General features: G+C 66.4%; 28 protein-coding genes. 16 read left to right on the top strand and 12 right to left on the bottom strand.

What is annotated here, in order from left to right; translation table 11 throughout:
• Nucleotides 1–15: 15 nt before the first annotated feature.
• From ACIBEJ_RS51550 to ACIBEJ_RS51535, 4 genes are all read left to right on the top strand, one after another.
• A complete protein-coding gene (locus ACIBEJ_RS51550) occupies nt 16–1,179 on the top strand; it encodes an alpha/beta hydrolase fold domain-containing protein (protein WP_397190401.1) in 1,164 nt (387 codons plus the stop codon).
• A 122-nt stretch (nt 1,180–1,301) separates the two neighbouring features.
• Nucleotides 1,302–1,643 carry a DUF1330 domain-containing protein gene (locus ACIBEJ_RS51545; RefSeq protein WP_397190400.1) on the top strand — a complete coding sequence of 114 codons (342 nt, stop codon included), beginning with the start codon at nt 1,302–1,304 and terminating at the stop codon, nt 1,641–1,643.
• Between the two features lie 132 nt (nt 1,644–1,775).
• On the top strand, nt 1,776–3,278 hold the full coding sequence (locus ACIBEJ_RS51540) for an MFS transporter (RefSeq protein ID WP_397190399.1): 1,503 nt from the start codon (nt 1,776–1,778) through the stop codon (nt 3,276–3,278).
• A 15-nt stretch (nt 3,279–3,293) separates the two neighbouring features.
• Nucleotides 3,294–3,845, top strand: coding sequence for a dihydrofolate reductase family protein (locus ACIBEJ_RS51535; protein WP_397190398.1), 552 nt, complete (start codon nt 3,294–3,296; stop codon nt 3,843–3,845).
• Nucleotides 3,846–4,311: 466 nt separating this feature from the next.
• On the opposite strand, the gene ACIBEJ_RS51530 is transcribed toward ACIBEJ_RS51535, so the two are convergent.
• Nucleotides 4,312–4,986: a winged helix-turn-helix transcriptional regulator gene (locus tag ACIBEJ_RS51530; RefSeq protein ID WP_397190397.1), complete on the bottom strand. Its 675-nt coding sequence runs from the start codon at nt 4,984–4,986 to the stop codon at nt 4,312–4,314.
• Nucleotides 4,987–5,082: 96 nt separating this feature from the next.
• Between ACIBEJ_RS51530 and ACIBEJ_RS51525 the strand changes: the two genes are divergently transcribed.
• Nucleotides 5,083–5,385: a hypothetical protein gene (locus tag ACIBEJ_RS51525; RefSeq protein ID WP_397190396.1), complete on the top strand. Its 303-nt coding sequence runs from the start codon at nt 5,083–5,085 to the stop codon at nt 5,383–5,385.
• On the top strand, nt 5,382–6,812 hold the full coding sequence (locus tag ACIBEJ_RS51520; RefSeq protein WP_397190395.1) for an MFS transporter: 1,431 nt from the start codon (nt 5,382–5,384) through the stop codon (nt 6,810–6,812). Before ACIBEJ_RS51525 ends, ACIBEJ_RS51520 begins: the two co-directional genes overlap by 4 nt.
• 699 nt (nt 6,813–7,511) lie before the next feature.
• Here ACIBEJ_RS51520 and ACIBEJ_RS51515 read toward each other — a convergent pair.
• The 4 genes from ACIBEJ_RS51515 to ACIBEJ_RS51500 all read right to left on the bottom strand — a co-directional run bounded on the left by ACIBEJ_RS51515 (nt 7,512) and on the right by ACIBEJ_RS51500 (nt 9,589).
• Nucleotides 7,512–7,712, bottom strand: a complete 201-nt coding sequence (locus tag ACIBEJ_RS51515; protein ID WP_397190394.1) for a hypothetical protein — start codon at nt 7,710–7,712, stop codon at nt 7,512–7,514.
• A 415-nt stretch (nt 7,713–8,127) separates the two neighbouring features.
• Nucleotides 8,128–8,376, bottom strand: a complete 249-nt coding sequence (locus ACIBEJ_RS51510; RefSeq protein WP_397190393.1) for a hypothetical protein — start codon at nt 8,374–8,376, stop codon at nt 8,128–8,130.
• A 24-nt stretch (nt 8,377–8,400) separates the two neighbouring features.
• A complete protein-coding gene (locus ACIBEJ_RS51505) occupies nt 8,401–8,793 on the bottom strand; it encodes a hypothetical protein (RefSeq protein WP_397190392.1) in 393 nt (130 codons plus the stop codon).
• A 376-nt stretch (nt 8,794–9,169) separates the two neighbouring features.
• On the bottom strand, nt 9,170–9,589 hold the full coding sequence (locus tag ACIBEJ_RS51500) for an RICIN domain-containing protein (protein ID WP_397190391.1): 420 nt from the start codon (nt 9,587–9,589) through the stop codon (nt 9,170–9,172).
• A 662-nt stretch (nt 9,590–10,251) separates the two neighbouring features.
• Between ACIBEJ_RS51500 and ACIBEJ_RS51495 the strand changes: the two genes are divergently transcribed.
• From ACIBEJ_RS51495 to ACIBEJ_RS51485, 3 genes are all read left to right on the top strand, one after another.
• Nucleotides 10,252–10,566, top strand: a complete 315-nt coding sequence (locus tag ACIBEJ_RS51495; RefSeq protein WP_397190390.1) for a hypothetical protein — start codon at nt 10,252–10,254, stop codon at nt 10,564–10,566.
• A 608-nt stretch (nt 10,567–11,174) separates the two neighbouring features.
• Nucleotides 11,175–11,714 carry a dihydrofolate reductase family protein gene (locus tag ACIBEJ_RS51490; protein WP_397190389.1) on the top strand — a complete coding sequence of 180 codons (540 nt, stop codon included), beginning with the start codon at nt 11,175–11,177 and terminating at the stop codon, nt 11,712–11,714.
• A 777-nt stretch (nt 11,715–12,491) separates the two neighbouring features.
• Nucleotides 12,492–12,797: a hypothetical protein gene (locus ACIBEJ_RS51485; RefSeq protein WP_397190388.1), complete on the top strand. Its 306-nt coding sequence runs from the start codon at nt 12,492–12,494 to the stop codon at nt 12,795–12,797.
• 748 nt (nt 12,798–13,545) lie between these two features.
• On the opposite strand, the gene ACIBEJ_RS51480 is transcribed toward ACIBEJ_RS51485, so the two are convergent.
• Nucleotides 13,546–14,025, bottom strand: coding sequence for a TipAS antibiotic-recognition domain-containing protein (locus ACIBEJ_RS51480; RefSeq protein WP_397190387.1), 480 nt, complete (start codon nt 14,023–14,025; stop codon nt 13,546–13,548).
• Nucleotides 14,026–14,052: 27 nt separating this feature from the next.
• On the opposite strand from ACIBEJ_RS51480, the gene ACIBEJ_RS51475 reads away from it, so the two are divergent.
• Together ACIBEJ_RS51475 and ACIBEJ_RS51470 are read left to right on the top strand one after the other, a co-directional pair.
• The gene (locus tag ACIBEJ_RS51475; RefSeq protein ID WP_397190386.1) at nt 14,053–14,478 is read left to right on the top strand and encodes a hypothetical protein; all 426 of its coding nucleotides are present in this window, start codon (nt 14,053–14,055) and stop codon (nt 14,476–14,478) included.
• Nucleotides 14,479–14,514: 36 nt separating this feature from the next.
• Nucleotides 14,515–15,018: a GNAT family N-acetyltransferase gene (locus tag ACIBEJ_RS51470; RefSeq protein ID WP_397190385.1), complete on the top strand. Its 504-nt coding sequence runs from the start codon at nt 14,515–14,517 to the stop codon at nt 15,016–15,018.
• Here the strand turns inward: ACIBEJ_RS51470 and ACIBEJ_RS51465 are convergent.
• The 3 genes from ACIBEJ_RS51465 to ACIBEJ_RS51455 form a co-directional block, all read right to left on the bottom strand.
• Complete coding sequence (locus tag ACIBEJ_RS51465) at nt 15,008–18,151, bottom strand: BTAD domain-containing putative transcriptional regulator (protein ID WP_397190384.1); 3,144 nt, start codon at nt 18,149–18,151, stop codon at nt 15,008–15,010. The genes ACIBEJ_RS51470 and ACIBEJ_RS51465 overlap by 11 nt on opposite strands.
• A gap of 191 nt (nt 18,152–18,342) precedes the next feature.
• Nucleotides 18,343–18,693 carry a hypothetical protein gene (locus ACIBEJ_RS51460; RefSeq protein ID WP_397190383.1) on the bottom strand — a complete coding sequence of 117 codons (351 nt, stop codon included), beginning with the start codon at nt 18,691–18,693 and terminating at the stop codon, nt 18,343–18,345.
• A gap of 644 nt (nt 18,694–19,337) precedes the next feature.
• The gene (locus ACIBEJ_RS51455; protein ID WP_397190382.1) at nt 19,338–19,853 is read right to left on the bottom strand and encodes a serine hydrolase domain-containing protein; all 516 of its coding nucleotides are present in this window, start codon (nt 19,851–19,853) and stop codon (nt 19,338–19,340) included.
• Between the two features lie 968 nt (nt 19,854–20,821).
• On the opposite strand from ACIBEJ_RS51455, the gene ACIBEJ_RS51450 reads away from it, so the two are divergent.
• The 3 genes from ACIBEJ_RS51450 to ACIBEJ_RS51440 are packed head-to-tail and all read left to right on the top strand — an operon-like array spanning nt 20,822 to nt 21,907.
• The gene (locus ACIBEJ_RS51450; RefSeq protein WP_397190381.1) at nt 20,822–21,253 is read left to right on the top strand and encodes a tetratricopeptide repeat protein; all 432 of its coding nucleotides are present in this window, start codon (nt 20,822–20,824) and stop codon (nt 21,251–21,253) included.
• Nucleotides 21,254–21,264: 11 nt separating this feature from the next.
• Complete coding sequence (locus ACIBEJ_RS51445) at nt 21,265–21,603, top strand: recombinase family protein (protein WP_397190380.1); 339 nt, start codon at nt 21,265–21,267, stop codon at nt 21,601–21,603.
• Nucleotides 21,515–21,907, top strand: coding sequence for a recombinase family protein (locus ACIBEJ_RS51440; RefSeq protein ID WP_397190419.1), 393 nt, complete (start codon nt 21,515–21,517; stop codon nt 21,905–21,907). Before ACIBEJ_RS51445 ends, ACIBEJ_RS51440 begins: the two co-directional genes overlap by 89 nt.
• Nucleotides 21,908–21,936: 29 nt before the next feature.
• On the opposite strand, the gene ACIBEJ_RS51435 is transcribed toward ACIBEJ_RS51440, so the two are convergent.
• The gene (locus ACIBEJ_RS51435) at nt 21,937–22,233 is read right to left on the bottom strand and encodes a tetratricopeptide repeat protein (RefSeq protein ID WP_397190379.1); all 297 of its coding nucleotides are present in this window, start codon (nt 22,231–22,233) and stop codon (nt 21,937–21,939) included.
• A gap of 199 nt (nt 22,234–22,432) precedes the next feature.
• Nucleotides 22,433–23,392, bottom strand: coding sequence for a phosphotransferase family protein (locus tag ACIBEJ_RS51430; RefSeq protein WP_397190378.1), 960 nt, complete (start codon nt 23,390–23,392; stop codon nt 22,433–22,435).
• 327 nt (nt 23,393–23,719) lie between these two features.
• Here ACIBEJ_RS51430 and ACIBEJ_RS51425 point away from each other — a divergent pair, with 327 nt between their 5' ends.
• The gene (locus tag ACIBEJ_RS51425; RefSeq protein ID WP_397190377.1) at nt 23,720–24,676 is read left to right on the top strand and encodes a hypothetical protein; all 957 of its coding nucleotides are present in this window, start codon (nt 23,720–23,722) and stop codon (nt 24,674–24,676) included.
• Nucleotides 24,677–24,880: 204 nt separating this feature from the next.
• Here the strand turns inward: ACIBEJ_RS51425 and ACIBEJ_RS51420 are convergent, their stop codons facing one another.
• Nucleotides 24,881–25,786 (bottom strand): recombinase family protein, encoded by a 906-nt coding sequence (locus ACIBEJ_RS51420; RefSeq protein ID WP_397190376.1) that lies wholly within the window; start codon nt 25,784–25,786, stop codon nt 24,881–24,883.
• Between the two features lie 197 nt (nt 25,787–25,983).
• Here ACIBEJ_RS51420 and ACIBEJ_RS51415 point away from each other — a divergent pair, with 197 nt between their 5' ends.
• On the top strand, nt 25,984–26,106 hold the full coding sequence (locus ACIBEJ_RS51415) for a hypothetical protein (protein ID WP_397190375.1): 123 nt from the start codon (nt 25,984–25,986) through the stop codon (nt 26,104–26,106).
• Nucleotides 26,107–26,166: the final 60 nt, after the last annotated feature.

Here is a 26,166-nt window from a genome sequence, read left to right as displayed (position 1 = left end):
GCCCACAATGGCGGGGTGAGTGAGAAGCTGCCGTTGCCTGCGGCGCCGGAGGCGATCGAGTTGCGGCATCTGCGGGCGTTCGTCGCGGTGGCCGATGAGCTGAACTTCGGCCGGGCGGCCAGCCGGCTCTATCTGTCACAGCCCGCGCTGAGCCGCCAGATCCGGGCGTTGGAACGGCTGATCGGCTACGAGCTGCTACGCCGTACCACCCACCGGGTCGAACTGACGTCCGCCGGAACAGCGTTGCTGGAGCGCGCCCGCGCCGTCCTCGCCGACGTGGACGTCGCCGTGGCGGCGGCCCGCGCGGCCGGAGATGACATGGCCGGACGGATCGCCCGCCTGATGGACCCGCGGCACGCGATCGTCGGGACCGCGCACCGGCAGGAACTACGCGAGGCCTTCGAGTCGCTGCTGGCGGAGTTCCCCGTACCTGCGGAGATCGATACCCGTCCGCTCAGTGCGGGCGGGGTGCCGTCGTTCGTGCTGACGCCTGGCTCGGAGTGCCCGCCCACCGTGCTCTACCTGCACGGCGGTGGCTACACCATGGGGTCGGCCTACGGCTACCGCTCACTGGTGGGCGCCTTCTGCGTGGCGGCCGGGACCTCGGTGCTGCTGCCCGAATACCGGCTGGCCCCCGAACACCCCTACCCGGCCGCCCTCGACGACGTGATCCGCGCCTACCAATGGCTGCTCGACCGCACCGACGACCCCACCACCCTGACCGTCGCGGGAGACTCCTCCGGCGCCGGACTGGCCCTGTCACTCCTGGCCACAATCAAACAACGACAACTACCCCTGCCCGGACGCGCACTCCTGCTCTGCCCATGGTTCGACCTGACCTGCGAGATCATGGCCGAGACCGCGTCGGCACCGCTGCTGATGCTCAGCCGGGACTCCGCGCGTGACTACCTTCAGGGTCAGCCGGTACGCGGCCCGGTGCTCGACCCCTTCAAGGCGGACCTGACCGGTTACCCGCCGATGCTCCTGCAGGTCGGCACCGGAGACGCCCTGATCCACGAGGCACGCCTGCTCGCCGAGCGAGCGGCGGAGCACGGAGTGGAGGCGGAGCTCGACCTGTACCCGGTCGAGGCGCACGTCTTCCACATGTTCTGGTCCTTCCTACCCGAAGCCGCCCAGGCCCTGACCCGCGCCGCCACCTTCCGCCCCGCCCAGGACTGAGGGCAGCTCATGCGTTCTGCGTATCGCGGTCATACGCGTTCGGCCTTTCCTCCGGCGTGAGCCGTCGTGCCAGCCTGGCCTCGTCCAGCCGGCACACCGCCTCACCACGAAAGGCTCACCCCATGACCGCTTACGCGATCGCCCATCTCAAGACGCCGTCCGCGCACCCCGACGTCCTGGAGTACATGGAACGCGTCCAGTCCACCATGGACCCCTTCCAGGGGCGGTTCCTGGTTCACGGACCCGAGGTGGACGTCCGTGAAGGCGAGTGGCCCGGCACCGTCGTGGTCATCGAGTTCCCCGACATGGATCATGTCACCGGCTGGTACGAGTCGGCCGCCTACCAGGACATCCTGCCGCTGCGCACCGGGCACATCGAGGGCGTCGCCGTTCTGGTGGAAGGCGTTTCGCCCGGTCACAGCGCGGCAGGACTCGCCGCCGCGCTGCGCGCAACAACTTCGTGAACGGCGCTCAACATTTCGAGAGCCTTCGAAAGGGTTGCCCGAGCCGCGACGCCGCCCAAGCCTGATGCCGACAGGAGCGGAATCATGCCCTTGAGCTGGACCTGAATTGCATTGCGATTGGAAAGGATAATCATGATCGAAGGTGACAGTGCTCGCGCAAGCACAGTTCCTCGCCCCTGGCTCGGCCTGATGGTGCTGGCCCTACCCACATTGCTGCTTGCGCTCGATGTCAGCGTGCTCTTTCTGGCCCTTCCCCATCTGAGCGCCGATCTGGGAGCCAACGGTACCCAGCAACTTTGGATCATGGATATCTACGGCTTCATGATCGCCGGATTGCTGGTGACCATGGGCACCCTGGGCGACCGGATCGGCCGACGCAAGCTCCTGATGATCGGCGCTGCGGCGTTCGGCGTTGCGTCGATCCTGGCCGCATTCTCCACCAGCACCGAAATGCTGATCGCAAGCCGAGCATTCCTGGGCATAGCAGGCGCGACGCTGATGCCCTCGACCATGGCGCTGATCAGCACCATGTTTCCCGACCCAGGGCAGCGGGCCAGTGCGCTGGGTGTATGGCTGAGTTGCTTCCTTGGCGGAACCGCACTCGGTCCGCTTGTCGGTGGCGTGCTCGTTGAGGCGTTCTGGTGGGGAGCGGCCTTCCTGCTGGGCGTCCCCATCATGGCGCTCCTTCTGGTGGCAGCTCCCAGGCTGCTGCCTGAATGTCGCGACCCGCGTGCCGGCAACCTTGACCTGCGCAGTGTGCTGCTCTCGCTCGCCGCTATCTTGCCGGTGGTCTACGGGCTGAAGGAACTGGCGCGCATCGGGCTCACCGCCCCAACGCTGCTGACCTTGTCGGTCGGACTCATCGCCGGGGTGATCTTTGTCCGCAGACAGCGGAGGTTGGCCAGTCCGCTGCTCAATCTGAGTCTTTTCGCCAGTCGCTCCTTCAGCGCCGCGCTACTGGTGGGCTTGATGGTCGGGGCCATGGTAGGTGGGATGTTTCTCCTTGTCGCCCAGCACATTCAGCTGGTTGAGGGCCGCACTCCGGTGGAGGCGGGCCTCTGGCTGGTACCTGGTTCCCTCGCCATGGCTGCCAGTTCACTTCTGGTGCCTCGTCTTGCCCGGACGATCCGGCCCGCGCGTGTCATCGCAGGGGGACTGCTCATCTCAGCCGCCGGTTTCGGGCTCATGTCGTACGGCAACGGCGTCTTCTTGACCGTCGGCTTCATCGTCGCGAACGTCGGCCTCGGACCGCTGGCTCTGACCTACGACCTGGTTCTCGGCTCAGCACCCTCGGCGAACGCGGGCGCCGCCTCCTCTCTCAATGAGACCAGTGGCGAACTTGGACTGGCACTTGGCATCGCCGGCATGGGCAGCCTCGCCATCGCCGTGTACCGAGGCGAGGCCCCTGCCTCGCTACCCGAGGCCGCGCGCGAGAACCTGGCCGCCGCCGTGGCCGCTGACCTTCCCGCCGATCTACTCAACACTGCCCGTAACGCATTCGACGTCGCCATGCACGTGGCTGCCGCGTTCGGCACGGGGGTGTTCACCGTCCTGGCCCTAGTCACGATCCTGCTACTCCGCCACGTACCCCCCAGCCGCTCATCTGAGCACCTCGCCACCATCACCCCTTCCTAGTCAAAGGAGATCGTCATGGGAAAACTCACCGCGAGCCTGTTCGTCTCACTGGACGGCTACGCCACCGATATCAAGGAGGAGATGGCTTGGGTGTCCTCCAACACCGGACCGGAAAAGGCTGACTTCGATTACGAACTACACGCTGCGGCCGACGTCCTGGTCATGGGGCGAGTTACCTACGAGATCATGGTCGCTTACTGGCCGCATGCGGAGGGCCGGCTGGCCTCGGTCATGAACAAGACCCGCAAGGTCATTCTTACTCGGACCGTCACCGGCCCAGACATGTGGGAGAACACCGTCTTCGATAAAGGTGACCTGTCAGAGAGAATCACCGCGCTCAAGCGTGAGGGGGACATCCTTGTTCCCGGCAGTGTGGCCCTCGTACGCTCCCTCATGCGCCAAGGCCTGGTCGACAGACTCGTCATGCACGTCAGCCCTGTCATTCTCGGCCCTGACGGCGGTCGGTCTCTGTTCGAAGGCTATGGCATGGGCGCCCTTGCCCTTGAAGACACCAAGGTATTCGACCACAACGTTGTGGTCCTGGAGTACAGGCCACTCATGAAGTGACGCTTGCCGGCCGGCAGGCGTCGGCCGATAGCCCGAAGCTCCGCAGGCTCAGCGACCGGCGCGCCTGACCGGACGGATGACCAAGAGTGCTCATTGACGCCCTGGACGAAACGCCGGAGTACCTCGACCTTTGCTGGCTTGCGGTCGAGGGATGCCGCTGACCTGCACTTCTCCATGCCGTAAATGCGTTTCCCGCGTCTCTTGCCCGGCCGCCCACGACCGGTGCCGTCGACCGGCCGGGCAAGGCGATCACCCTCTTGCCGGGGGCGATGCCGCCGGTCTACCGCAGCGCGGCGTCCCGCATAGTCCGGGCGCCAGGCGTGCGATCTTGGCCGCGTCGAAGGTGTTGTTTTGTGATCGTCAACCATCGGCGGACGGCTTCGCCCGCTGCTGCCGCAGGCTCAGCCGCTCCGATCGAACTTGCCGCCTGACCGCCACCACGCTTTCCAGTCTCCGCGCCGAGGATTCAGGCGTCAGCGGGAAGGGGCGCGGGTACGGGAAGCGGGAACAGGGTGAGGAAGTGTTCGGCCACCTGCGACGATCCCTCGACGTGCGCATCGCCCGCTCGCAGCGCTTCGCTCAGCTGCCGCCCGTCGTGCAGCAGTTCGCTGAGGGTGTCGGGATCGGTGCTGATGACGACATGTGGACGCTCGACGGGGCCGCGGCTGACGTCGAGTACGCCGTCGGCGATGCGGACGCCGAACTCCTGCTCGTGCAGGCGCAGGGCTACGGTCGCGGTGAGATCGCCCGCAGCCCGCGGGTCGAACAACGCCCTGAAGGATAGGACCAGCGAGTCGGCGCCGATCTTGGCGTCGGTCTGCAGGGCCGGTGAGCGGCTGCTCCACCTGCCCAACTGGGTGACGATGGGCTCCAGCTCCATGCCCCAGTCGGTGAGCTCGTAGACCCAGGACCCGGCGGGCGGAGCGAGCTTACGCCTGCGTGTGATGCCGGATCGGGTCAGCTCCCGTAGTCGCTGGGTAAGCACGTCGGAGCTGGCGCCTGAGAGGCCGGCGCGCAGGTCGGTGAAACGTTTGGGGCCGAGCAGAAGTTCGCGTACCACCAGCAGCGCCCAGCGTTCGCCGATGAGGTCGAGGCCGTGGGCCACGGCGCACCCGTCGTCGTACTTCCTCTTGCCCGTCATCCCACAACCCTACCAAGCAGAGTAGGAAAATCAGTCCACGTAGTTGTTATTTCCAACTAAGTGATTGTATATTCCAACCAATCTAGGAGGTGTGGCATGAGTGAAGCCCCGGTGATCTGCAACGAGACGCGCACCGAACCGGCCAGGGAGAGCCAGCGCCTGATCAAAGGCGACTTCGCCCGGCTGGTGGCACAAGCACCCGACGGCCTTCGCGGTGCGGACTTCAGGCTCATCGGCGGCGTGGCATTCGGCCACGTCGCGATCGACGGCGCCGACGTGCTGCCGTCCCTGTCGACTTTCCGGAATGTCTTGGCCGGGATCGCGGACCGGTTCGTGACGCCAGTCACGCCGTTGGCGGCGGCGTGGGTCGGCTCCCACCGATGCGGAGGCGGCAGATGAGCGGCTTCCCGCCCGATCCGCGCCGCTGGAAGGCGCTGGCCCTGCTTGGCGCGGCCTTCTTCATGGTCATCCTCGATGCGACGATTGTGCTGACCGCGATCCCGTCGATGCAGAAAGATCTCGGCCTGACGGTGGCGGGAGTGCAATGGGTCCTCACCGGGTACGCGGTGTCCTTCGGTGGCCTGATGTTGCTTTTCGGCCGAGTGGCCGACGTCACGGAACGGCGAGGTGTCTTCCTCGTCGGCTTGGCCCTGTTCGTCGGCTCGTCGCTCATCTGCGGGCTCGCCTGGAGCGGGAGCGCGCTCATCGTGGGCCGAGTGCTCCAGGGCGTTTCGGCCGCGATCATGGCGCCGACCGCGCTGTCCATCGTGCTCGCGACCTTTCGCGATCCCGCCGAGCGCAACCGTGCCCTTGGCGTGTGGGGTGGACTGGGAGGGATCGGCGCCACCGCAGGTCTGCTACTCGGAGGAGTGATCACCTCCAGCTTCGGCTGGGAATGGATCTTCTTCGTCAACGTCCCGATCGGCGTCGCCCTGATCGTGCTGGTGCCGGTTCTGGTCGCCAAGAGCCGCGACCAGGTCGCCGTGCGCCGGTTCGACGTGGCCGGAGCCCTCACCGCCACCGCCGCGTTGGTGCTGCTGATCCACGCGATCACGAACGCACCCGAAGCTGGCTGGTCGAGCGCGGTCACCCTCGTCGAGCTCGCCGCGGCGGTCGTGCTGCTGGGCCTATTTATGGTGATCGAGTCCAGATCGGCGGCACCACTGGTGCCGTTGCGGATCTTCAGGCGACGTAGCCTCGCAGCGGGCAACCTGGTGATCTTCGCGGTGGGGCTCACGGTGGACGCCATGCTGTTTCCGCTCGCCCTGTACACGCAACAGGTGCTGGGCTACTCCGCTCTGCAATTCGCTCTGACCAGCGCGGTCATGACGGGGATGACCATCGCCGGCGCCTTCGCGGGCCAAGCGGCGGTGACCAGAATGGGCTTGCGGCCGATCGCCGTACCCGCGCTGCTGCTCATCGTCGTCGGGACGCTGCTGCTGGTCTCGATCTCAGTTGAGGGAACCTTCTTTGGCGACCTCTTCTGGGGCCTGCTGATCTTCGGTCCTGGCATGGGCGCCGCATTCGTCGCCTCACAGATCGCTGCGCTGGATGGGGTGGCAGAGCAGGATTCCGGGCTCGCCGCCGGGCTGGTCGACACCTCCTTCAACATTGGCAGTGCGCTGGGCATCGCCATCGTCACCTCCGTCACCCTCTCCGTGGCCGGCGGCGCGGGCCACGCCGACTCTGCCGAAGCCTTGACCGAGGGCCTGCGCGCCGCGTTCTCAGTCTCCGCAGCGTTCGCCGTTCTGGGCTTGGCCGCCGCCTTCCTCATTCCCGGCAGGCTCCGGACTGCACCGGAACCCGAGACGGCCGTACGCCATTAGTTCCGTCACCGAAGGTTCTAGACCCAGCACTGGCCGGCGAGAGGCGGCCAGCCGGGCATCGGGTGGTACGGAGATCAGACCTGGTCAACGACCAGCTGACGCCGCCAGAAGGGCCGGCTATCACAGCTGAGAGAGTTGTACGTGGCCCCAGCGGTGATCGTATATTGACGGCCGCCACGACCACGGCGTCAGCGTTCATCAAGGCGATCTCGTGGTGGCGCTCTGATCCAGTCGATCCCGCAGGTGATGGCCTCCAAGCTCTCCTCCAGTTACGCGATGGACGTTCAAGCACAGGGCCGGCGCGGCACCCTCATGAATAGCGCTCATGGCGCGACACCTCACCAGCTGGCTGCAGACCCAGCAGTCGGCGGGGCCACCGTCTACATGAAGACCTCACGTGCAGCCGGTGATATCTGAGGGGTCACCCGCCGACGGCTCGACCCGCACCCTGCCGGATGCATCTTGTGGCTTCCCACAAGGGGATATCGCCGCATCAGCGGGTAATCATGGCGGCCGCGCCGGGATTGAAGTCGGGGCCGATCGGGTCCGGCCGGACGGCGGCGTTCGGAGCGGCGATCGTGCTCTGCCGGCGACGGCACCGATACGTCCGGCCGGGCCGAGGGTGCGCATCAAGATGGCCACCCTGCCTACTCGCCTTGATAAAAACGGGTGCGCGCCCGCGCGCTCTCCTTGATGCTCCTACGTCGTCAAGGCCTGACTCGGTGAGTTCTGAGCGATGGCGGCCGTGGTGTCGACGGTCTTGAGCGTGTGGTGGACGATATCGGAGATCCGGCGACGCAGCAGTCGGATCGCTTCGGTGCGGGACTTGCCTTCGCCCTGGAGCCGGTCGATGTAGCCCTTGCCCTGCCCGATGCCGCTGGCTTGGGTATCAGCGATCACGTCAGGCCGCAGTTCATGAGCCGACTGCCGCCGCGGTTGAGCCGGACTCGACTGGTGTTGCCCGACCAGACCACCACGACGATGGTGTCCGTCAATCCGGATCAAGCCCATGCCATCGTCGCCGACAGATGGCGGCACTGGGATGGGGCCTGGTTAGCGAACCGGGCCGGTATCCCACTATCTATCCGTTCTGTGGACGCTGGCCGACCGCTGACGTGCGCGCGCACGAGATCACATATCTCGACCTGCAGCGGTGCGAGGACAGGGAGGAAGGCAGGGCAGCTCCAACCTTCCTGTCCGATGACGACGGGATCACCCCGACTCCAGCCACGTCCGCATTCCGGGCACTGTCCAGCGCAACCACTCGTCCTCCCTTGATGTGGGTGGGGCCCGGACAGGCCGGGCCCCACCCACATCAGGACCAGAAGTAGAGCGCCCAGCCCAACGCTCCAGGGGAGCATTTGAACTGGTTGCCGAACAACCGGCGTCCCTCTGCGAAACATAGCTTGCGCGAGGCCTCCGTATTGTCGCCGTAGGCCTTGTAGAGTTCCCAGCCCATCGGCACGACATCGGCTCGTGCCGCCGAAGCCGCGCCGAATAGGACGCCACCGGCGAGCGCGAGACCCGCCATCGCTGCTGCCGCTTTCCTGAACATGATGCGCATCGTTTCTCCTTCGACGAAGATTCGTCAGTTCACCCTGCGCAGCCCTGCGACCTGCAGGACAGCGAACACTGCGACGACGGCGGCCTGTGCCAGCGTCCAGGCGACCCCCAGGGCCGTAAGATTCAGCAGGCCCGCCGGAATGGCGACGATGCTGCCCACAGCCCACACCCCGTTGACCGTCACCACCGTGACCACGCCTGCGGGCCTGGGGTGCGCTGCCAGGAAGGCCACCGCCGCGCCGTAGATCATCAAGAAGACGCCGGGCCAGCGCAGCGTCGTCGCGTCTGGACCCAGAACCTTGCCGATCAGCTCGCCCGCCGCCACGTAGGCGAGCCCGTTGACTGCGGTGACAGCGGCGTCGAGACCGAGGACACGTCTAAGGAAGGTGAGCCCGGTTGAGGGAGATTGAGTGATCATGTGCTTCTCCTGTCTGGGTGCGCCACCAGTGTGGAGTCCACCACCCACAGACCTCCTCCATCCCAGCGCCGAATCGCCCTCACCGCTTCCAAGGTGAGTAGCACGGACGGGGAAGACAACGCCTACCCGATTTCTCACTCTCCCGGGAAAAGGGCGCGTCCGAACCGGGGGATGCGTAGTTCATCTCGTCCTTGTCGCCTCCAATGCGAGAGAACTTCCCGGCTCCAGATTCAACTCACTGCCCGAAGACGGTCACCTTCCCCGGATCAGCTCGACAACCAAAGCATTCGGATGACTTGCCGTTGGCCAGCAGCCGAGGATTGTCGCGACGGATAATGCAAGACCAAGGAGTCTGGGCACCTGTAGTGAGAAATGATCATCTTGGAATGATCTGCCATTGCTGCTGTAGCTGACCGTTGCAATCCCATATCTGGACCTTAGTGCCGAGCCTGCCTATGGTGTTGAGACCGGCATCGAGACATTTGCCGGGCATACGAGGTCCGCAGCGCATCTCCGTAGCGATACCATTTCTGGTGGCGGGCATGGGCAGGACGCAGCCCCACAGCATGACCTTGCTCCCGTTGGCCCCCCTTCGGCTGGTATTGACAGCGAGGCATCTCCCATTGGCGTAGTTGACCAGGCGGCCTTCCCCGCTCATGGACCAGCGCTGATTTGATCTGCCTTTGCAATCCCATAGTTGGACTTTAGTGCCGTTACCCCGCAGGGTGTTGGAGTCAGCGTCCAGGCATCGATGAAGGCCGGAAGGTGCGTGCGACTTCCGCGCGTGGGTGCTCATGAGAACAGAGCCCGCCTTTACACCGCCCTCCGATCGACTTCGCCGACTATATTGAGCCGTTTATCTCGACATCGCGGGCAGAGCAGGTGGCCGACGAAACCGTCCGGGAGCAGATGGTCCAGCGCCTAGCGAGCCGAGGGGCGCTCACGTGAGGGAGGCGACGAGGGTGACGCGCTGCAACTCCTCGGAGATCTGGGCATGACGCCTGCGAACGCTTCGATTCGTTGCTGCGCGACCGACAGCTCATCAGGATCATCGTGAAATTGCCCGCACTACCCCAGAGCTTCTTCACACCACGCTGAACATAGCAATGGACTGCTAGCATCCGCCCGCGCGTTAGGGGTCTTGAAAGACGCCATCCAGCATCCGGGCCCACTCGGTCGTCGGTGAGATCGCGCCCTTACCGCTCCATCGACGGTGCCCGTCGAAGCAGCACGAGCTCGGCTCAGCCGGGTGCGGCCACGCTAGTTGCACGCTGATGACGCGGTGAGGGTGGCCTGATGGCAGGCGTCAGTAGCTTTACAGACTACTTGTGAGCGGACAGGCGACGCCACGGAACAAGGGCAGCTACTCCGTCATCCCGCGGTCCCGGCCACATCTCCCTCTCAGGCGCTACCGCTATGCATGGCGGCGCGCTGCACACACTGGACAGAAAGGCAGACATGCGAGACATCATCCGGATCTCGGTTACCGTCGTAGCGTTGGTGAGCGGCCTGGCCCTGCCGGTCGCAGCACAGGCGGCCGACTCCAACAGCTTGAGTCACATGGTCTGTACGTACCGGATCACTGCGCAACACCACTTTGTGATTTCCAATGGCGATCGGGCCTTTCTGGTGCGCGCTGGTCAGCAGTTCGCCGGCTACCGGCATCTGACCGCCATCATCAATGGCGTCCCCCACCGGCAGATGGAGCCGGGTGGTCTGGCGTGGGGGCAGGTGAGGAAGATGGTGGAAATACCGGCCTCCTGCCGCGTCTGATACACCACGGCGGACACTCTGCGCCGTCGTCCACCGAGTGGCGCCGGGCGGGCTTCGGTGGTCAGACAGGGGCACAATGAACTGCTGAGGTGACAAGAAGGCAGCCAGCGAAAGGGCGGCACGGGGAACTGCGCACAGCGGTTTCCCACCCCGCGCAATGCCACTCTGCAGGTGGCGCCGGCTCGGACGACGGGGCTTCTTGCGTGCCTCGTCCAAGCGGCGCGGCCGTGCGCCCGCGGCCGCTCCGCCGGGCCCCTTCCGCGATGTGGTCGGCCACCGATCCTGAGCCGACCAGTCGCAGGATCCCGGGGCGGACACCTGATCGCCCTGAGATGGGTCGTCTTGATGATCTGCACGGGGGAGAAACAGAGATCACCGTGTTCCGCGGCCGCGGCCGACCGCTGGTTTCAGTCATGTGCTACCCGTATTGCGGTCATGCACGTTCGGCCTTTCCGTCGGAAGGCTCAGCCGTGCCAGTCTGACCACGTCGAAAGAAGCGGGGACAGCCGCACGGTCGGCGTCGGGTATGGGCGTCGGCTCCCGTGCCTTGCCGCAGCGGTTCACGCCGTGCATCGCCAACCACACAACTGACCAACTTAGGAGCGGACATGCGCAACGTAGTGCTGTATCACCTGATGTCACTGGACGGTGTCGCATACGAGGAACCAGGAGACTGGCTCGGCGATGAAGGCGATCACCTGATCGATTATCTCGGCCGGGTCATCGCCACCCAGGACGATGTCCTGATGGGACGGGGAAACTACGACTACTGGGTCAAACACTGGCCTACATCGGACTTCGAGCCCTTCGCCACGTTCATCAACGGCGTGCGCAAGCATGTCTTCACGTCCAGCGCGCTCACCGCGGAGTGGGCGAACACCGTCGTCACCAACGCGCCCGCGACCGACTACGTCGCGGACCTCAAGCAGAGGCCTGGTGCCGACATCGGCGTGCATGGCAGCCTTGGCTTGGCGCGCTCGCTCATGCACGCCGGGCTCATCGACCGGCTACGTCTGGTCGTCGCGCCCGCCGTAGTGGGGCAGGGCAGGCGAGCCTTCGAGGCGGAGGACGTCGTGCGGTCCTGGGCCCTGACCGACGTCGAGCAGGGACGGAACGGCACGTTGTTCCTCGACTACTCCAGGAAATAGAACGGCAGAGCCTGCCTGCCCCTATGACTGCCTGGGGCGGGCCACCCAGGCGGTATCGAGTCCATCCAGCGACTGGGCCGGCACCGCTGGGCGGAGGACCGGACAAGTGGCGCGAAGGACGGTCCTGGCTGCCGATACCGGTGCTGGGCCCGTACGTCCGCACGATATGCCTCAGCAGAGGGCGAAGACGCCGAAGACCGGGTTGACCTTGTGCCGCGGGATCTCGTATCGGGTCCATGCCGGATCATCAACTACACAGCGCATAGCGAGACACCCTTGCTGGTGGTACGCCTGGCCGATGAGAACCGCGCCATTCGACATCCCGTATCGTTGACTGAGTATCGAGGCTGGCCCTGCGGCCGTTAGACGATGCAGGCTTAGCCGCGTGCGCATGCCCACGAGGGCGCAGTCGCCGTGGCCACGACGGCCGCAGATGCCGAGGGCACGCAAAACCCTTCACCATGGGTGGCGCGCTTCCGGTCCGGCTGGAAGTCGGTACATCGCAGCAGAACCCGCACCCATCACATCCGAAGGTGCGTCACCGCCCTCATGGGGCTCGACGACTGACCGGCCTCGTGAAATGAGCACCCACGTTCGCGGCGTCGGCAGATCTGTGAATCCATCCTACAGAGTCTCCGATTGAAACGGCCACTCGGGCGAGAGCACGCAACCCGGAAAGTCGGTAGGACATCCTCTTGAATGCGCCCTGATGTCCGGCTGAATACGGGGGCGGCTAGCATTTCCGGGCCACAATCGACAACGAAGGAGCGCATCGATATGCGTCGAATACTTATCGGAGCTCTGCTGGCGACCGGCCTTACCTTCGCAGCGACAACCGGTGCCGCCACCGCCGCGACATCTGTGGCCGCGGACTGCAGTTGGAACAAGGCACGACTCAATGTGAACAAGACGGTGTACCGGACGCTCAGGGGCTGGACGCCCAAGGGCTCCATCAAGCGGGGAACGGTCGTCTATTTCTATGACACCGGAATCGGCACGGATCGGGTGCGTGTTCCCGCATGGAATGGCTATATCAAGGAGGGCGGGATGACGGTCCTCGATGGCGGGACCTGCCCGTCCTGAGCATGGCGGAGTCACCCTGGCTATCGGCCCGGCCGAGGTCGCGCGCCGGTAGCCAGGATGGGGCTTCAGCGTTGGAGTACCGCCTCGACTTCCACAATAAGCTGAATCGTCTCCCCACCGGCGACTCCTCCTCCGCTGACGTCGAAGTCATTGCGGCTGATTTCTCCTGCGGTGGTGAAGCCCGCCCGCATCCCACCCGAGGGGCAGGATGCGAAGAGATCGGGTACGAACCCGTTGACTTCGAGAGCCAGGGGTACCTTCCTGCCGATACCCGGAGGGTGAGCTCCCCGTCGAGAATGAAGCTCTCCCGAACACCGGTCGATCGGTACTCCATGGCCGGATGTGCAGCAACATTGAGGAAATCGGCGGAGCGTCACGCTGCCGGCTGACGGTGCCCGCCGATGCCAGGTCAATCGTGACCGTAACCTGGGAACCGCGCGGGTCATCTACAGTGACGATCAAGTCCTGGAATCGAGTAAAGGTCCCCTCGCCCAGCCGTAACGACGCAGCGTGACTGACGTGTCGATCGGCGGCCGTCATTCACTGCGGCGTCGGTCGCACGCTGTCTCATAGGCGGCGGGGCGTACGGCCGCCCCTCGCTTGGAAGCGTGGTTGCGCTGCTTATAGGCCACCGCCGCCGGTACGCCCGCGTGCACCTGGTCGCCGGATCCCTGCGGACCGTACCAGCCCCGACGGACGCTGGCCGTAGACCCCGGCGAGCAGCCAGGAGAGTATAGGCGCCCGGCTTCTAGCTTCCCGACTCCGGCGACGTGGTGGCCGCGCGCGCGGCGTTGGCCGCGATGGCCGCCCGCAGCCATTCGGCCGCGCCAGGGCGGGTGTTGTCCTCGATACCGGCCCGGTAGCGCGGATCGTCGACGTAAAGCTGGCTCTTGAGCACGTGGAATTCGTGGCTCATGTCATAGAACCAGCGGCTGACATGCGCGCGCTGTGCCTCGGCCACATCCATGGCCGCAGCACCCAGGGGGTCGGCGTCCGCGTCCATGAGGTCGCGGATGCGCGCCTCGATCTCGGCGTTGCCCGCATTGATCTGTTCCCACTCGTGCTTGCCGTAGGCGGCCACCCGCCTGGCCGTCTGTCTATAGGCGTCGGAATCACCCCAGCGTTGCTCAACCTCCTGAAGGTGCTGGTCCTCCTTCTCAGCCCACTCGCCCCACACCTCGCGCTTTTCCTCGTCGCTTAGGGGTGACTGAATCCTCTTGTCGCTCATAACGATGACGATAAAGCCTCACGTCGCGTGAGGTTCAACCCGGAAACAGGCGGGATGAGCCTCAGCGATGGCGAGGTGAGGGCTGGACGAGATCGCTCCAACCTACGCTCCGAGGAAACGAGAAGGGACGTGTCACAGGTGAGAAAAACTGCCGCCTTGACTTTAGGGGCGATCCTCGGGGCCGCGTCGATCATCGCCCTCAGTGGGAGCGCCCAAGCGGATCCGGACAACTGCCAGACCATCGTCTACAACTACGGACGGTCCGCCGCCGCCATATGCAACGACGGCACGGGGAAATACCGCGTCAAGACCAGTTGCTGGCACAGCAACTGGCAGAGACGAGACAACCTCTCCGGTCCGGAGAGGAGAGTCGGCCAGTACAGTATTTACACGTGCCCGGCAGAATGGACTGTTGTCCCGGGTTCCGTCACCTGGGTCGTAACCGAGCACTGACGTATCTTTCGATGAGCGGTGAGGACCTCGATGCCGGTGGATATCACGCTGCATCAGCTAGACGAAGCGTTGCTGCAGCAGTTGCTTGAAGCCGCGATCTCGGATGCGGATCCCCTTGAGGTGATGCCTGCGATCGAGGGCCCCAAGGGATGGACGGTGCAACGGCAACTGGCCTTTCTCCGCTTCCATCAGACGAGGTCGTTGTCGGACAGACCCGTCGAGACCACCTACGCCATCCGCGAGGAAGGGAACGTGATTGGGGCGGCGCGGCTGGCCCCTATCACGGGAACGGTGGCAAGTGTCGAGGCGGGCATCTGGCTGGGACGCTCCTATCGCAGCATGGGCCGAGGCTCCGCCGTGTTCGGCCAGCTCGTAGAGGTGGCCCGAGACCTCGGCGCCCGGCGTATGTTCGCCTCCACCACGGCGAGTAACGCACCCATGCGGCGGCTCCTCACCGCGCTCGGCGCCGCCGTCAGTGTTGAGGACGGCGAGGTGAGCGCCTGGCTGGACCTGTCTGAGAGGCGCCGATTCAGGGGGTGATGTTGTGGTTGTGGCGGAAGATGTTGCCCGGGTCCCATGCCCGCTTGAGCGCCCGCAGCCGATCCATGCGGGGCTGGTCGTAGACACGGCCGATTCCATTGTCGTCGTCGGACAGGACGTTCACGTAGGCGCCGGACGCGTGTGGGGCCAGGTTCGCCGCGAGCAGCCGGGCGTCGGCCATCCGGGTCTCGTCCTCGGCCGGGTCGCTCCACTTGGCCGCGGCGACGTACTCGAACGCGGCCGAGCGGTGAGCGAAGGCCGAGTCGCTTCCTTCGGCGATGGCGCCGCCGTACTGCTGGATGCTGGCGGCGACGCCGTGCCGGCCGATGCCGTGCAGCAGGATGCCCTCGATCGCCTCGTCGGTCAGCTCGGCGAAGTAGTGACCTTTCCAGTAGCGGCGGAAGGTGTGTCCTTCCGCGCTGTCCTCGCGACGCTGCAGGTCGAGGTAACTGATCTCGTGCGCGCGTACGGCCAGCGGCTCGCCGAGCGCTTTCAGCGCGGACAGGTGGTGTCGGGCCTGTCCGGGGTCGCCGGCCCAGACCCAGCCGAGCGTCGCCACCCCGTCGGCGACGGTGGCGTTGAAGGTGGCCTCGCGCGGGGCGGCGGCGCTGAGGTCGCGCCAGGCGCGCATCGCCTGGCCCGCCGTGGCGGCGTCGAAGTCGTGCTCGGCGACGAAGGCCTGGGTGCCCACCTTGTGCAGGGCGAACTCGAACTCGGTGACCACACCGAAGTTCCCGCCGCCGCCACGCAGGCCCCAGAACAGCTCGGAGTTGATCTCCGGCGTGGCCCGCACCAGTTCGCCGTCCGCGGTGACGAGCTCGAATCGGGTGACGTTGTCGCAGGTCAGGCCGTAGCGACGGGCCAGCCAGCCCATCCCTCCTCCGAGGGTGAGTCCGCCCACGCCGGTGTGCGAGACGTTTCCGGCCGTGGTGGCCAGGCCGTACACCTGACTGGCGGTATCCAGGGCGCCCAGCAGCGCGCCGCCCTGCACCACCGCGCGGCGCGCGAGCGGGTCGACCCGCACAGCCGCCAGCGGGGTCAGGTCGATCATCAGGCCGTCGTCGGGCACGGCGTGCCCGACGATGCTGTGCCCGCCGCACCGCACGCCGACCGACAGATCCCGCTCACGAGCGACGCGTACGGCCGCGCGCACGTCTGCCACGCTCGCACAACGCATGATGACCCGAGGACGGCGGTCCACCATCGCGTTCCAGACCGACCGGGACGTGTCGTACCCCTCGTCTCCTGGCAGGAGCATGTGCCCGTCCATCTGGGTATCCATTCGCGTGATCCTTTCGTCGGGTGAGATCGCCGCGTGTGTGCGGACCAGGTGCGGCAGCCGGTAGCGCTCCGGCGCGGTCTGTTCGACCAGGTGGTCGGCGCTAAGCAGGTCCAGGTGCCGCCGGACGTGGCCGGGAGGCACCTGGACGAGCGCGGCGAGCGGCTCGGGTTCCAGCACGGGGCCGGGGTGGAGGACCGCTGCCAGGCGCAGGGTCCGCCTGGCAGCCGGGTCGAGGCGCTGGTAGGACCACGACAGCGCGTGCCGGATGTCCGGGTCGCCCTCGCCCGCCCGCAAAGCGGCCAAGACGTCGCGCTCGATGTCGCGCACGAGTGTCCCGGCGGACAGTCCCGGCACGCGGGCCAGGCGCTCTGCCACGATGCGCAGCGCCAAGGGCAGGTGTTCGCACAAGGCGGCCAGGGTTCTCACCTGGTCGGGTTCGCGGCGCAGCCGGTCGTGGCCCACGTGCCCGGCGAGCAGGTCCAGCGCTTCCTGCGGCGGCAGGGGGCCGAGCGCGATCCGCGCTGCGGTGCCGCTGGTGACCAGGCCGCGCAGCTGGTTACGGCTGGTGACGATGACCGACGGGCCGTTACCGGGCAGCAGGGGCCGCACGTGACGGGTGTCGCGGGCGTTGTCCAGGACGATCAGCATTCCGCGGCCGGCCGTACGGGATCGGAACATCGCGGCGGCCGCGTCCTGCTCCGCGGGGATGTCGGCCGGGCGCACGCCAAGGCCGTGCAGCAAGACGCGCAGGGCCTGGCCGGGAGGAAGGGGCGGCAGGGCGTCGAACCCCCGCAGGTCGAGGTAGAGCTGGCCGTCGGGAAATGCCCCGGAAGCGGAGGTGGCCCAGTGGATGGCCAGCGTGGTCTTGCCCACGCCCGCCCTGCCCACGATGACGGTGGTTCCCGGGCGCGTCATGACCTGGTCCAGGGTGTCGAGCTCGGCCGCGCGTCCCACGAAGCCGGTGACGTCGGCGGGCACCTCTCGCGGCGGGTACGGCTCCGCGGCCTCTGGCGCTTCCGCGGCCGTCACGGGTGACGCGGCGCTCGTCGTGGGCTCCGGCGACCCGGCGAGGATCGTCTGGTGGAGATCACGCAGCTCGGGGCCGGGCTCGACGCCCAGTTCCTCGCGCAGGTGGACGAAGGCGGCGCGATAGGCGTCGAGCGACTCCGCCCGTCGTCCGGCCTGATGCAGGGCGCGCATCAGCTGCGCCCAGTGCCGCTCGCGCAGAGGGTATTCCAGGGTCAGCATCCGCAGTTCGGGAATGAGGGTCCGGGAGGCGTTCCCCGAGGACAGATCGAGATCGATGCGGCGTTCGACGGCCTGCCTGCGTTCCTCCGACAGGACGGCGACATCGCGCTGGTGCAGGATCTCCGAGATGACGTCCTCGCAGGCGGCGCCGCGCCACAGGCCGGCCGCGCGGCTCAGCAGCGCGGCCTCCTGGCCGGGTGAGTCCGCCTGCCCGGCCCGGCGCAACAGGTGGCGGAACTCCAGCAGGTCCAGTTGCTCCGGGCCGAGCTGGATCGTGTAGCCGGCGGCCCGCGTCTGGATGACCGTGCCGTCGTCCCCGAGCCACTGCCGCAGCCGCGCGACGTACGTCTGCACGACGCGCCGCTCGTCCTGCGGCGTATGGTCCCCCCACAGCCGCCGCGCCAGGTTGTCGACGGAGACGATCTGGTTGACCCGCAGGAGAAGGCAGGCCAGCAGGATGCGGTTCTTGGCCCCCGGCACCGGCGTCCACGCGCCGTCGCCGAGGTTGACGGTCAGCGGACCCAGAACAGAGAAGCGCGGCGAGAGCGCACGCCCCCGCACCGAGCCGGCGTTCTCCACCGGCTCGACCTCGCGAACCACCATGAGCCGCCCGCCTTCGACGTCCTGATTCCGCTCCTGCCGACACCAGACTTGGGCGGCGTCGCGGCTCGGGCAACCTTTTCGAAGGCTCTCGAAACGTCGAGCGCCGCTCACGAGGCTGTTGCACGTAGCACGCCGGCGAGCCCCGCCGCACTGGGGTGGCTCTGTAGATGGGAGGCTCTCAGCCGACGAACTCAGCAGAAGATGAAGACACCGTCGGCCTTATCGTCTTCGTTCCACGGAATCTCGTAATACGTCCACGCCGGAACGCGAACCACCTCCCACACTGTTGGCCATATCGAGCGCAGTGAGACGCCCTTGCTGGTGGTACGGATCGAGGACGCCTTGTCCTGCCATGCCGACGAGAACCGGGTCAGGCCGCAGCGCGTGTTACTGATCGAGTATCGGGGCCAGCTCCCGCGGTCATTCTCGAAGATGCAGGTGTAGCCCCGGGAGCACTCCCAGGAGTACGCACTGGACGCGTGAGCTGCGGGCGCAACGGCCAGCAAAGCCGCGCAAGTCAGGATGGTGATGAGTCTCTTCATGGACGTACTGCCCTTCTGAGTCCTACAAAGCCGTCACATACCAGCAGCGTTCACCCTCCTATGTGCATCGGCTCGACCTCGCTCGGTCACGGTCAGCTGCTTTCCGCGGCCAAGCTTCACCACTCACACGCACCCAATGATCAAGCCAATGAGGTATGTGATGGACCGCCGTACGGCGGCGCAAGTGGGTCGCGTTCGAATGCATGTCGACTCCGTTGGCCGCGGACCGTTGCGGCCGGAAAGGCGTGGTCCCCGGATCGCAACTGGCTCGTGCGTGCGAGCCGGGCTACGCCGTGACGCGGACGCTCCCTGCGAGGGCGCAGGTCCGCGTCACGATCACCGGCGCGGAAAAGAACTTGTCTGGGCGTTCCCGGGTGCCGAGCGTTCAGCAACGGCCCTGGGAGCGTGATCGGAGAGGGCATGTGCTGAGCTGAGTACACGTACGAATGTCGAATGATGGGCATCTGAGGGCGAATTGTCGCCCCCGCTCCTAGGATGGCTTCAGGCCTTTCGCCACACGCTGTACCTCATCGTGGTGGACACAGCCAGAACTCGATTCTCAGAGGGCTCATGCGTCGCATTATCAACACCACCAATGTCAGCCTCGACGGTCTGATCGAGGCCATGGAGCATTGGCATTACGACTACATCGACGACGAGATGACCCAGGACGTGGCCCGGCACCTGGAGGGCGCCGACGCCTTGCCGTCGGGGGTGCCGTACATCACCGCCACGTAGCCCCCCGCGGTGCTGCCGTTGTGATGCAGGACGGTGCCGAAGCCCTCGCCCAGGTCCTGCACGTATGTCCCGAGGCCGTAGCCACCGAAGGGGCCGGCGCTCGCCGGGTGCGGCTTGCGCATCTCGGTCAGCAGCTTGGCCGACACGAGCGTGCCGCTGTTCAGCGCGGAGTAGAAGGTGTGGAGGTCCTTGGTGGTGGAGATCATGTCGCCGGCGCCGGCCGCCATGGACGGGTCCTGGCGAGTGACGTCGATCACCTTCCACTCCTCGGCGGCGTCCTGGTAGCGGAAGTAGCCGTGGGCATACGGCCTGGGGAGGTCCGTGGTGCCCGGCGCCAATGTGCCCCGCAGCGCGAGCGGGTCCAGGATGCGCTGCTTCATCGCATCGGCGATCGACTGTGTGGGTGCCGAAAATTTGTCCACCTACTCTGACCTGGAAGTGCTCAAGAAATGCGCATTCTCGTCTGAGCGTTCGCTCAACCTGATTTGAGCGGGCGCTCAGCTTCTAGCGACCGTGACCTTGCACCGAGGGGACGCAAAGATGTGCCAGCGTCAGCCGGACAGAACCGAACGTCAAGGACACATGATCGCTCGATGGTTGCTCGCGTGTACGCGACATAGGGTACGCGGCGGCACCCCCGACATCCCGCTGATGGCAATCGCACAAATGATGGTACGAATCGCCGCTACGCGACACCGGCTGGCATCGATCAAGGAAACTCTTAATCCGTTAGTCGACGACCAGATCATGTAAGCATCTCTTGGACCGTAGATAAGACCAGCCCATCCGCCCTGATCTACGTCGACCGAGTCGCCTATGGTCCAGACTTCTCTGGACGTCCGGCGCGCCAACTGCGTCCCGGACGCCCAGCAACTACCTCTCGCCGCTAGCCAAGATCATGGCGCCCTCTCTTTGGCGCCGCCATCGCCGTTCAGGTCTCTGACCTCAGCCGAATATCATCCGTAACAACCATGGCCGTTTTCACTTCCCGCAGTTCGTTGCGGTGCCCGTTTGCACGGTCCCCCGCAGGGGGCACCATACAAACGGGCACGGCGACGAGCCCGTTTGGCTTTTCCAGGGCTCCGTCCGAGGTAGCTCTCGCCACGTCGATGGTGTCACCTGTCAGGGTCACCGTAGATATTGCTATGTGCGTGGCCCTGTCATAGCGGACCCGCAAACGAAACACATCAAACAGCCTCCGAAGCAGTTCCTCGGGCAATCCGTCCAGGCTCGGGACGCCCGTAGGCAGAGCGTCGAGGAGATCGGGCGCCTGACGCACCGGCGGGTTCTCTCCAGATCACGCAGCTGCGCCAGCTTGTCGGCTTTCTGGCTGGCCAGCGCGGCCATACGCTCCTGAATGTCGCGAGCGAGGTCACCGGTAGGATCGTCAGTGATCTCCAGAGTAGTGATGAGGCGGGTGCTCGGCCCCGACCACCCGAACACCCTGACCTCCCGCAACAACCTCGCCAGTGCCTACCGGGAGTCGGGGGACCTGGGCCAGGCCGTCCCTCTACTGGAGGCCACCCTCACTGACTCCGAGCGGGTGCTCGGCCCCGACCACCCCCACACCCTGGGTTCCCGCACCAACCTCGCCAGCGCGCACTACACGGCGGGGGACCTGGGCAGGGCCATCCCCCTGCTGGAGACCACCCTCACCGACTGCGAGCGGGTGCTGGGCCCCGACCACCCGACGACTCGCGTGGTCCGCAGCAAATCGATTAATGACGATGATCAAGCCGGGAGCGCCGACCTGCGGCGGAGGCCTTCAAAAACTCGCTTCAACAACCCCGTGTCTTCAATAACCTTCGACACCGTTTGTTGAGAGAATCCGGGGTGACGAGCACGCCCCGGGACCTGCCGGACGACGTTCTGGCCGCCTTCCCCGCCACCCGGTCGGAGATCCGCATCGGCTACGCCCGCGTCTTCACCCGCGGCCAGAGCCTCGACCGTCAACTCGACGCTCTCACCGCGGCCGGTTGCCGCAAAGTCTTCGCGGACAAGAAGTCCGGCAAGAACGCCGAACGTCCGAGCTCGTGGCCTGCCACGCCTTCCTCACCCGGGCGACACGCTCGTCGTCCCGGAGCTGGCCCGCTACGGCCGCTCCCTGCACGACCTCATCACCATGGTCGGCGAGCTGCGCCGCCGGGAGATCGGCTTCACCTCGCTGCATGAGAATCTCGACACCACCACCCCCGGTGGCCGGCTCGTCTTTCACGTCGTCGCCGCCCTGGCCGAGTTCATCCGCGAGCTCGTCGTGGCGGGTACGCATGAGGGGCTGGCTGCCGCCAGGGCGCGCGGCCGTACCGGCGGCCGCCCCACCGTTGCCAACGCCGAGTTGCTCAAGGCGGCCCGGGATCTGCTGCCCGCCCCGGGGCGGTCGGTCACTTCGATCGCCAAGCTGCTGGGGGTGAGCGTGGGCACCCTCTACAACCACATCCGACCTCCAAGAACTCCGCGCAGCACCACAAGGCTCTGACACCCGAGGCGCTCCGTAGCCCCGCTCACTCATCCCCGCAGGGCGGCCAGGTTGGCTAGAGCGATGTCCCGGTTGTGGTCGTCACCGACCTCCTCGAAGACGGCGACGGCCTGTTGGAACGCCTCGATCGCATCCACAAAGCGCCGCACCTCCTGCAACACGACACCGAGGTTGTTCCACGCGATTCCTTCACCGTGCCGGTCACCAACTCCTGCATGGTGGTCAGGGCGATGTTGGTGACGGTGAGCTATTCCTGCAGATGCCGCCTGAACGTCAAGTACGCGCCGAGGCGTGAGGCCTGGGCTGCGGCGAGATGGGATGGCCACGGCGGTGGGTGGTGCCGACCGCAGCCACGAGGTTGGTACGTTCAGTGTCGAACCAGGCCAGCGTATCCTCACGGTCGGCAAACACCGCTGAGATCGGCTGGCCCGCCAACCCGGTCAGGTGGGAGTCGCCTGCGACGGTGTGTTCCAGGTAGTGCTGGAGTAGCCGCTCCCGTGCTTGCCGTACGTCATCGTCGTCGGCTCAGCCCAGCGCGTCCAACAGGGCGATGACATAGGCGTCCAGCCGCTCCTCCACGGATCGCGTCGTCAGCTCTGTTCTGCCTGCCTCCCGCCATGGCTGCGACACCGACTGCACTTCTTCTGAGCAGGCCAGCGCGTCCCGCACCTGCCAGTACAGCCGCTCGTTCGTGGTCGCGGCCAGCACCCCGCCGGCTTCCTCATACGCCTCAGAGAACCGCAGACCCCACGCCGGTCCATGCAGCAGGGCGAGGTTGGTGGAGCAGTGCGCGACATCGAGGTCTGCCGGGCCCCAGGAGGTCGCGGCCCAGTCGACGACGCCGGTGATCCGGGCACCTGCCAGGCTTGGGGGCGACGTGGCGAACAGCACGTTGCCGGGCTGGAAGTCCCGGTGCAGGAATCGCCCTTCATAGGGCGGCGTGGGCCTGCGGATCACGTCGATCGCCGTCGCCCATGCCGTCGCGTCGGCGCCCTTCGGAACCACGACGGTGTCGGCGGTCGTCAGCGTCACAAACCTCCGGGGCCGTTCGAAGGGCCGCAGCGCGTGGATGGCCACGAGTTGACGGGCCAGCAGTGGGACACGCTTCTCCACGCCCTCATCGTCGAGAACCGTCCGGCCCGTTAGATGCGTCATCAAGAGCGACGGATACTCGCAATGCGTGGCGGTTGGATCAACCGCGACCAGTGCAGGAGCCGGCACACCGGTCCGCGCCAACAGGGTCAGAGCTCCGGCCTCCCCGTTCAGTCCGCCCTCGGCGCGCTCCACGTAGAACGGGTCGACGAAGCTCCGCAGCACCAGGTCACGCATGCTTCCGTCCTGCGCGCCGATGGTCAGCCTCCGCATGTCAGCTGTGATGCCGCCGCGTAGCGCCTCGGTTTTGACTATCCGTTCGCCGACCTCCAGGTGCCGGCTCACCCAAGCCAGCGTCAATGGTGGAACAGCCGCCTCATCGTGGTTGATCATCGTGCCATCTCACCAGCCCGACGGCTGAACGCGCCAAGGCTTTCTCGATCAGTGCGTGAGCACCGGATCGTGGCGGCAGAACTGCAGGACGATTGCTTGTCATCGACCTGGCCAGGGCTCGGAAGTCAGGCGCTCCGAGGGTGATCCTTTCTCCCCCGTACGGGGGAGACAATCACCAGCGTTCCACACCGTGGAGGGATCCCGTCCGGTCGACACCCCGCAAGACTCCAGGATGTCGAGATCGACACGCTTGGGGGTCGGGTTCAGGTGACACAAGGTTCGGGTGAGTTTCCCGCCGAGATGGGTGTGCGCGCGGGATGGAGCGCGGTGCGCGGGCTCGCGGGCTATGCCGCGGCACTCAGCATGTCGCTCTACCTGGCGGTCAAGCTCATCTGGGTCGCCGCGGCGCTGCTCGGGTACGGTCCGGACAACTACGGCACCGCTGACTGGGTGCTGCTGAACGTCGCTACCGTGGTGATGGCGATGACCGGGATCGCGCTGGGGCTGGCGCTGGCTCAGCGATGGGGCCGCCGGCTGCCGGCCGTACCGGTGATCTTCTTTTCGTGGGTGGGTGCGGGCTTCCTGGTCCCGACGCTTCCCTACTCGGTGATCAAGGGTGTCCTCGGCGCACTCGGGATCGATCTGGGTGGTGGCGAGGACTCCGCATCGGCTCCGCGAGGGGAGACGGTCTTCCTCACCATCGGCTGCGCCGGGATGGCCGTGGGGCTGGCCGTGGCCTTGCCGATCTATCTGAGGGAGAGATGGCCGAAAGCCTTCCTCGGCCGCGCCGGGGACGGCCGCGCCCGCACGTCAGCCCCGGTCACGATGGCGATAGCGGGGGCCGTCGGGCTGGGACTGGCCTGGTCCTATTGGGCGCTGGGCGGGACGCTGGGCCTCGACCCGGCTCATCGCGACCGCTGGGATCTCAACGGGCGACTGCTGAACGCGAGTTCGGGACTGTGGGCCCTGCTCGGAGCCTGGAGCATCTGGGCGCTCACGCGCTGCCGGCCGGCCCGGCTTCGGCGGTGGATCCCGATGACGCTGGCCTTCGGAGCTTCAGGCTCGCTATTCGCCTGGAGCGGTTGGAAGCTACCGATGGTGATCCTTCAGCCCGGAGGTTTCGTGACCGCCGAATACACGATGGTCGCAGTCGTTCAGCACACTGTGGGCATCGCCGTGGGCCTGATCTTTATGGCCGCCGTCCTGCGTGTCGCCCGGCGGGAGGACGCAGCCGTCACCGGTGCCCTGGACATCGAGGCCGACCGCACTGACCCGAGATGGTGAGGAGAGGAGCGCAATGAGCAGGCACCCTGGGCCGTTCGGGTTTGGGCTGGCGGGCTGGGAGCGCCGCAGCGTGTTGCGCCGCGATGAGGGCACCGGTAGGTGGTGGGAGCAGTTGTGGCGCAATGATCTGCCCGACGACTCGGTCGCCGATGCGGCCTGTCGTTAAGGCAGCGGGCAGGCGAACCCCGTGCCGAAGATCCGGGGTCAGACAGCAGGAGGGGTGACGGCTTGCAGGGCGGCCGCCTCGACGGCCTGGTCGTGCTCGCGCAGCATCCGCAGCACCGTGGCGGCGGAGGGGTGCCGGCCCTTCTTGGCGCCGGAGGTGATGACGAGCTTGGCGGCGATGTCGCGCAGGCTGGCGCCCTGGCCGCGCAGGTGCAGGGCCATGGACAGCATGTTCTCGTCGACGACGCTGGCCCCGCCGATGTGCTTGCCGCGGGCCCGCGCGGACTCGTGGCCTTCCAGGGTGCGGTCACGGATGTACTCGCGCTCCATACCGGACAGGGCCGCAAGCACGGTGAACACCACCCCGGACGGGTCATGGCTGCCTTGCAGTTCGCCGGTGAGGAACCGCAGGCCGATGCCGGCGGCCTTGAGCTGTTCGGCGAGCGCTGCCAGTTCCAGACCGCGGCCGAGGCATTTGTGCTCGTGGACCACTAGGGTGACCGCGACGCCGGTGGCGCGCACCTCACGGGCCAGGGTGATGGCCTTGTCGAGCTCGGGGCGGGTGGTGGCGCGGGTGGAGATCTTCTCGGAGAAGACCCGGGCGACCCCGGCCGCCTTGAGGGAGTCGAGCTGGGTGTCGAGCGACTGCCGCACGGTGGAGGCGCGGGCGTAGCCGATCCGCGCGTGCTCGGCGGTCTCAGCATCGGCGACGGGGCGGGGCAGCTCGACCCAGGCCGTACCCGGCCGGCGCACCGGCGGCACGGGAACGCTCAGTGCCTTGGCCAGATGGGGCGCCAGCCGGAAGCGGGCGGTGTGATAGCCGACGGCCACCTTCCCCCGCCCGGTACGGCACGGGGAGCCGGCCGGGGCCGCGCAGGACGTCATCGGGCAGTCGCGGGCCTCGACCCGCAGGAAGTCGTCGTCACTCACCTGGAAGCGTTTCATGGGTATGTTTCACACCTCAAGATCTTTGCAACAACCTATGCAACAGATTCGGGTGTGGAAAGGTCTGGCACTGCGCGGAAGCGGGAGAGTGTTTCATAGGTGACCACTCATGCAACACGTACACCGGCACTGTTGCTCGGCAGCGAAGAGGACGACACCTCCGTACCGGCACACCCCCCGAGACGTTCTACATCAGCATGCGCTCCACACAAGGCAAGGCATACCTCGAACTACGCGGCGCAGACCACATGACGCCCACCCGGCCCAACGACGCGGTCACCGAGTACACCATCTCCTGGCTCAAACGATCCGGGTGCTGACGCGGCCGGCGCGGGCGAGCCCATGGGGGTGTCGCTGGGGTCGCCCGCCGTATCTCCTGG

Source organism: Nonomuraea sp. NPDC050790, from assembly GCF_044456745.1.
In the GTDB taxonomy this organism is placed as follows: Bacteria; Actinomycetota; Actinomycetes; order Streptosporangiales; family Streptosporangiaceae; genus Nonomuraea.
This window is presented reverse-complemented; position numbering and strand designations above follow the sequence as displayed.

Excerpts from the sequence above, each read along its gene's own strand:
- ACIBEJ_RS51545 (WP_397190400.1), top strand. The coding sequence starts at position 1,302 with ATGACCGCTTACGCGATCGCCCATCTCAAGACGCCGTCCGCGCACCCC.
- ACIBEJ_RS51540 (WP_397190399.1), top strand. The coding sequence starts at position 1,776 with ATGATCGAAGGTGACAGTGCTCGCGCAAGCACAGTTCCTCGCCCCTGG.
- ACIBEJ_RS51535 (WP_397190398.1), top strand. The coding sequence starts at position 3,294 with ATGGGAAAACTCACCGCGAGCCTGTTCGTCTCACTGGACGGCTACGCC.
- ACIBEJ_RS51530 (WP_397190397.1), bottom strand. The coding sequence starts at position 4,986 with ATGACGGGCAAGAGGAAGTACGACGACGGGTGCGCCGTGGCCCACGGC.
- ACIBEJ_RS51525 (WP_397190396.1), top strand. The coding sequence starts at position 5,083 with ATGAGTGAAGCCCCGGTGATCTGCAACGAGACGCGCACCGAACCGGCC.
- ACIBEJ_RS51520 (WP_397190395.1), top strand. The coding sequence starts at position 5,382 with ATGAGCGGCTTCCCGCCCGATCCGCGCCGCTGGAAGGCGCTGGCCCTG.
- ACIBEJ_RS51510 (WP_397190393.1), bottom strand. The coding sequence starts at position 8,376 with ATGCGCATCATGTTCAGGAAAGCGGCAGCAGCGATGGCGGGTCTCGCG.
- ACIBEJ_RS51505 (WP_397190392.1), bottom strand. The coding sequence starts at position 8,793 with ATGATCACTCAATCTCCCTCAACCGGGCTCACCTTCCTTAGACGTGTC.
- ACIBEJ_RS51500 (WP_397190391.1), bottom strand. The coding sequence starts at position 9,589 with ATGAGCACCCACGCGCGGAAGTCGCACGCACCTTCCGGCCTTCATCGA.
- ACIBEJ_RS51495 (WP_397190390.1), top strand. The coding sequence starts at position 10,252 with ATGCGAGACATCATCCGGATCTCGGTTACCGTCGTAGCGTTGGTGAGC.
- ACIBEJ_RS51490 (WP_397190389.1), top strand. The coding sequence starts at position 11,175 with ATGCGCAACGTAGTGCTGTATCACCTGATGTCACTGGACGGTGTCGCA.
- ACIBEJ_RS51485 (WP_397190388.1), top strand. The coding sequence starts at position 12,492 with ATGCGTCGAATACTTATCGGAGCTCTGCTGGCGACCGGCCTTACCTTC.
- ACIBEJ_RS51480 (WP_397190387.1), bottom strand. The coding sequence starts at position 14,025 with ATGAGCGACAAGAGGATTCAGTCACCCCTAAGCGACGAGGAAAAGCGC.
- ACIBEJ_RS51465 (WP_397190384.1), bottom strand. The coding sequence starts at position 18,151 with ATGGTGGTTCGCGAGGTCGAGCCGGTGGAGAACGCCGGCTCGGTGCGG.
- ACIBEJ_RS51460 (WP_397190383.1), bottom strand. The coding sequence starts at position 18,693 with ATGAAGAGACTCATCACCATCCTGACTTGCGCGGCTTTGCTGGCCGTT.
- ACIBEJ_RS51430 (WP_397190378.1), bottom strand. The coding sequence starts at position 23,392 with ATGATCAACCACGATGAGGCGGCTGTTCCACCATTGACGCTGGCTTGG.
- ACIBEJ_RS51420 (WP_397190376.1), bottom strand. The coding sequence starts at position 25,786 with ATGAAACGCTTCCAGGTGAGTGACGACGACTTCCTGCGGGTCGAGGCC.
- ACIBEJ_RS51415 (WP_397190375.1), top strand. The coding sequence starts at position 25,984 with ATGCGCTCCACACAAGGCAAGGCATACCTCGAACTACGCGGCGCAGAC.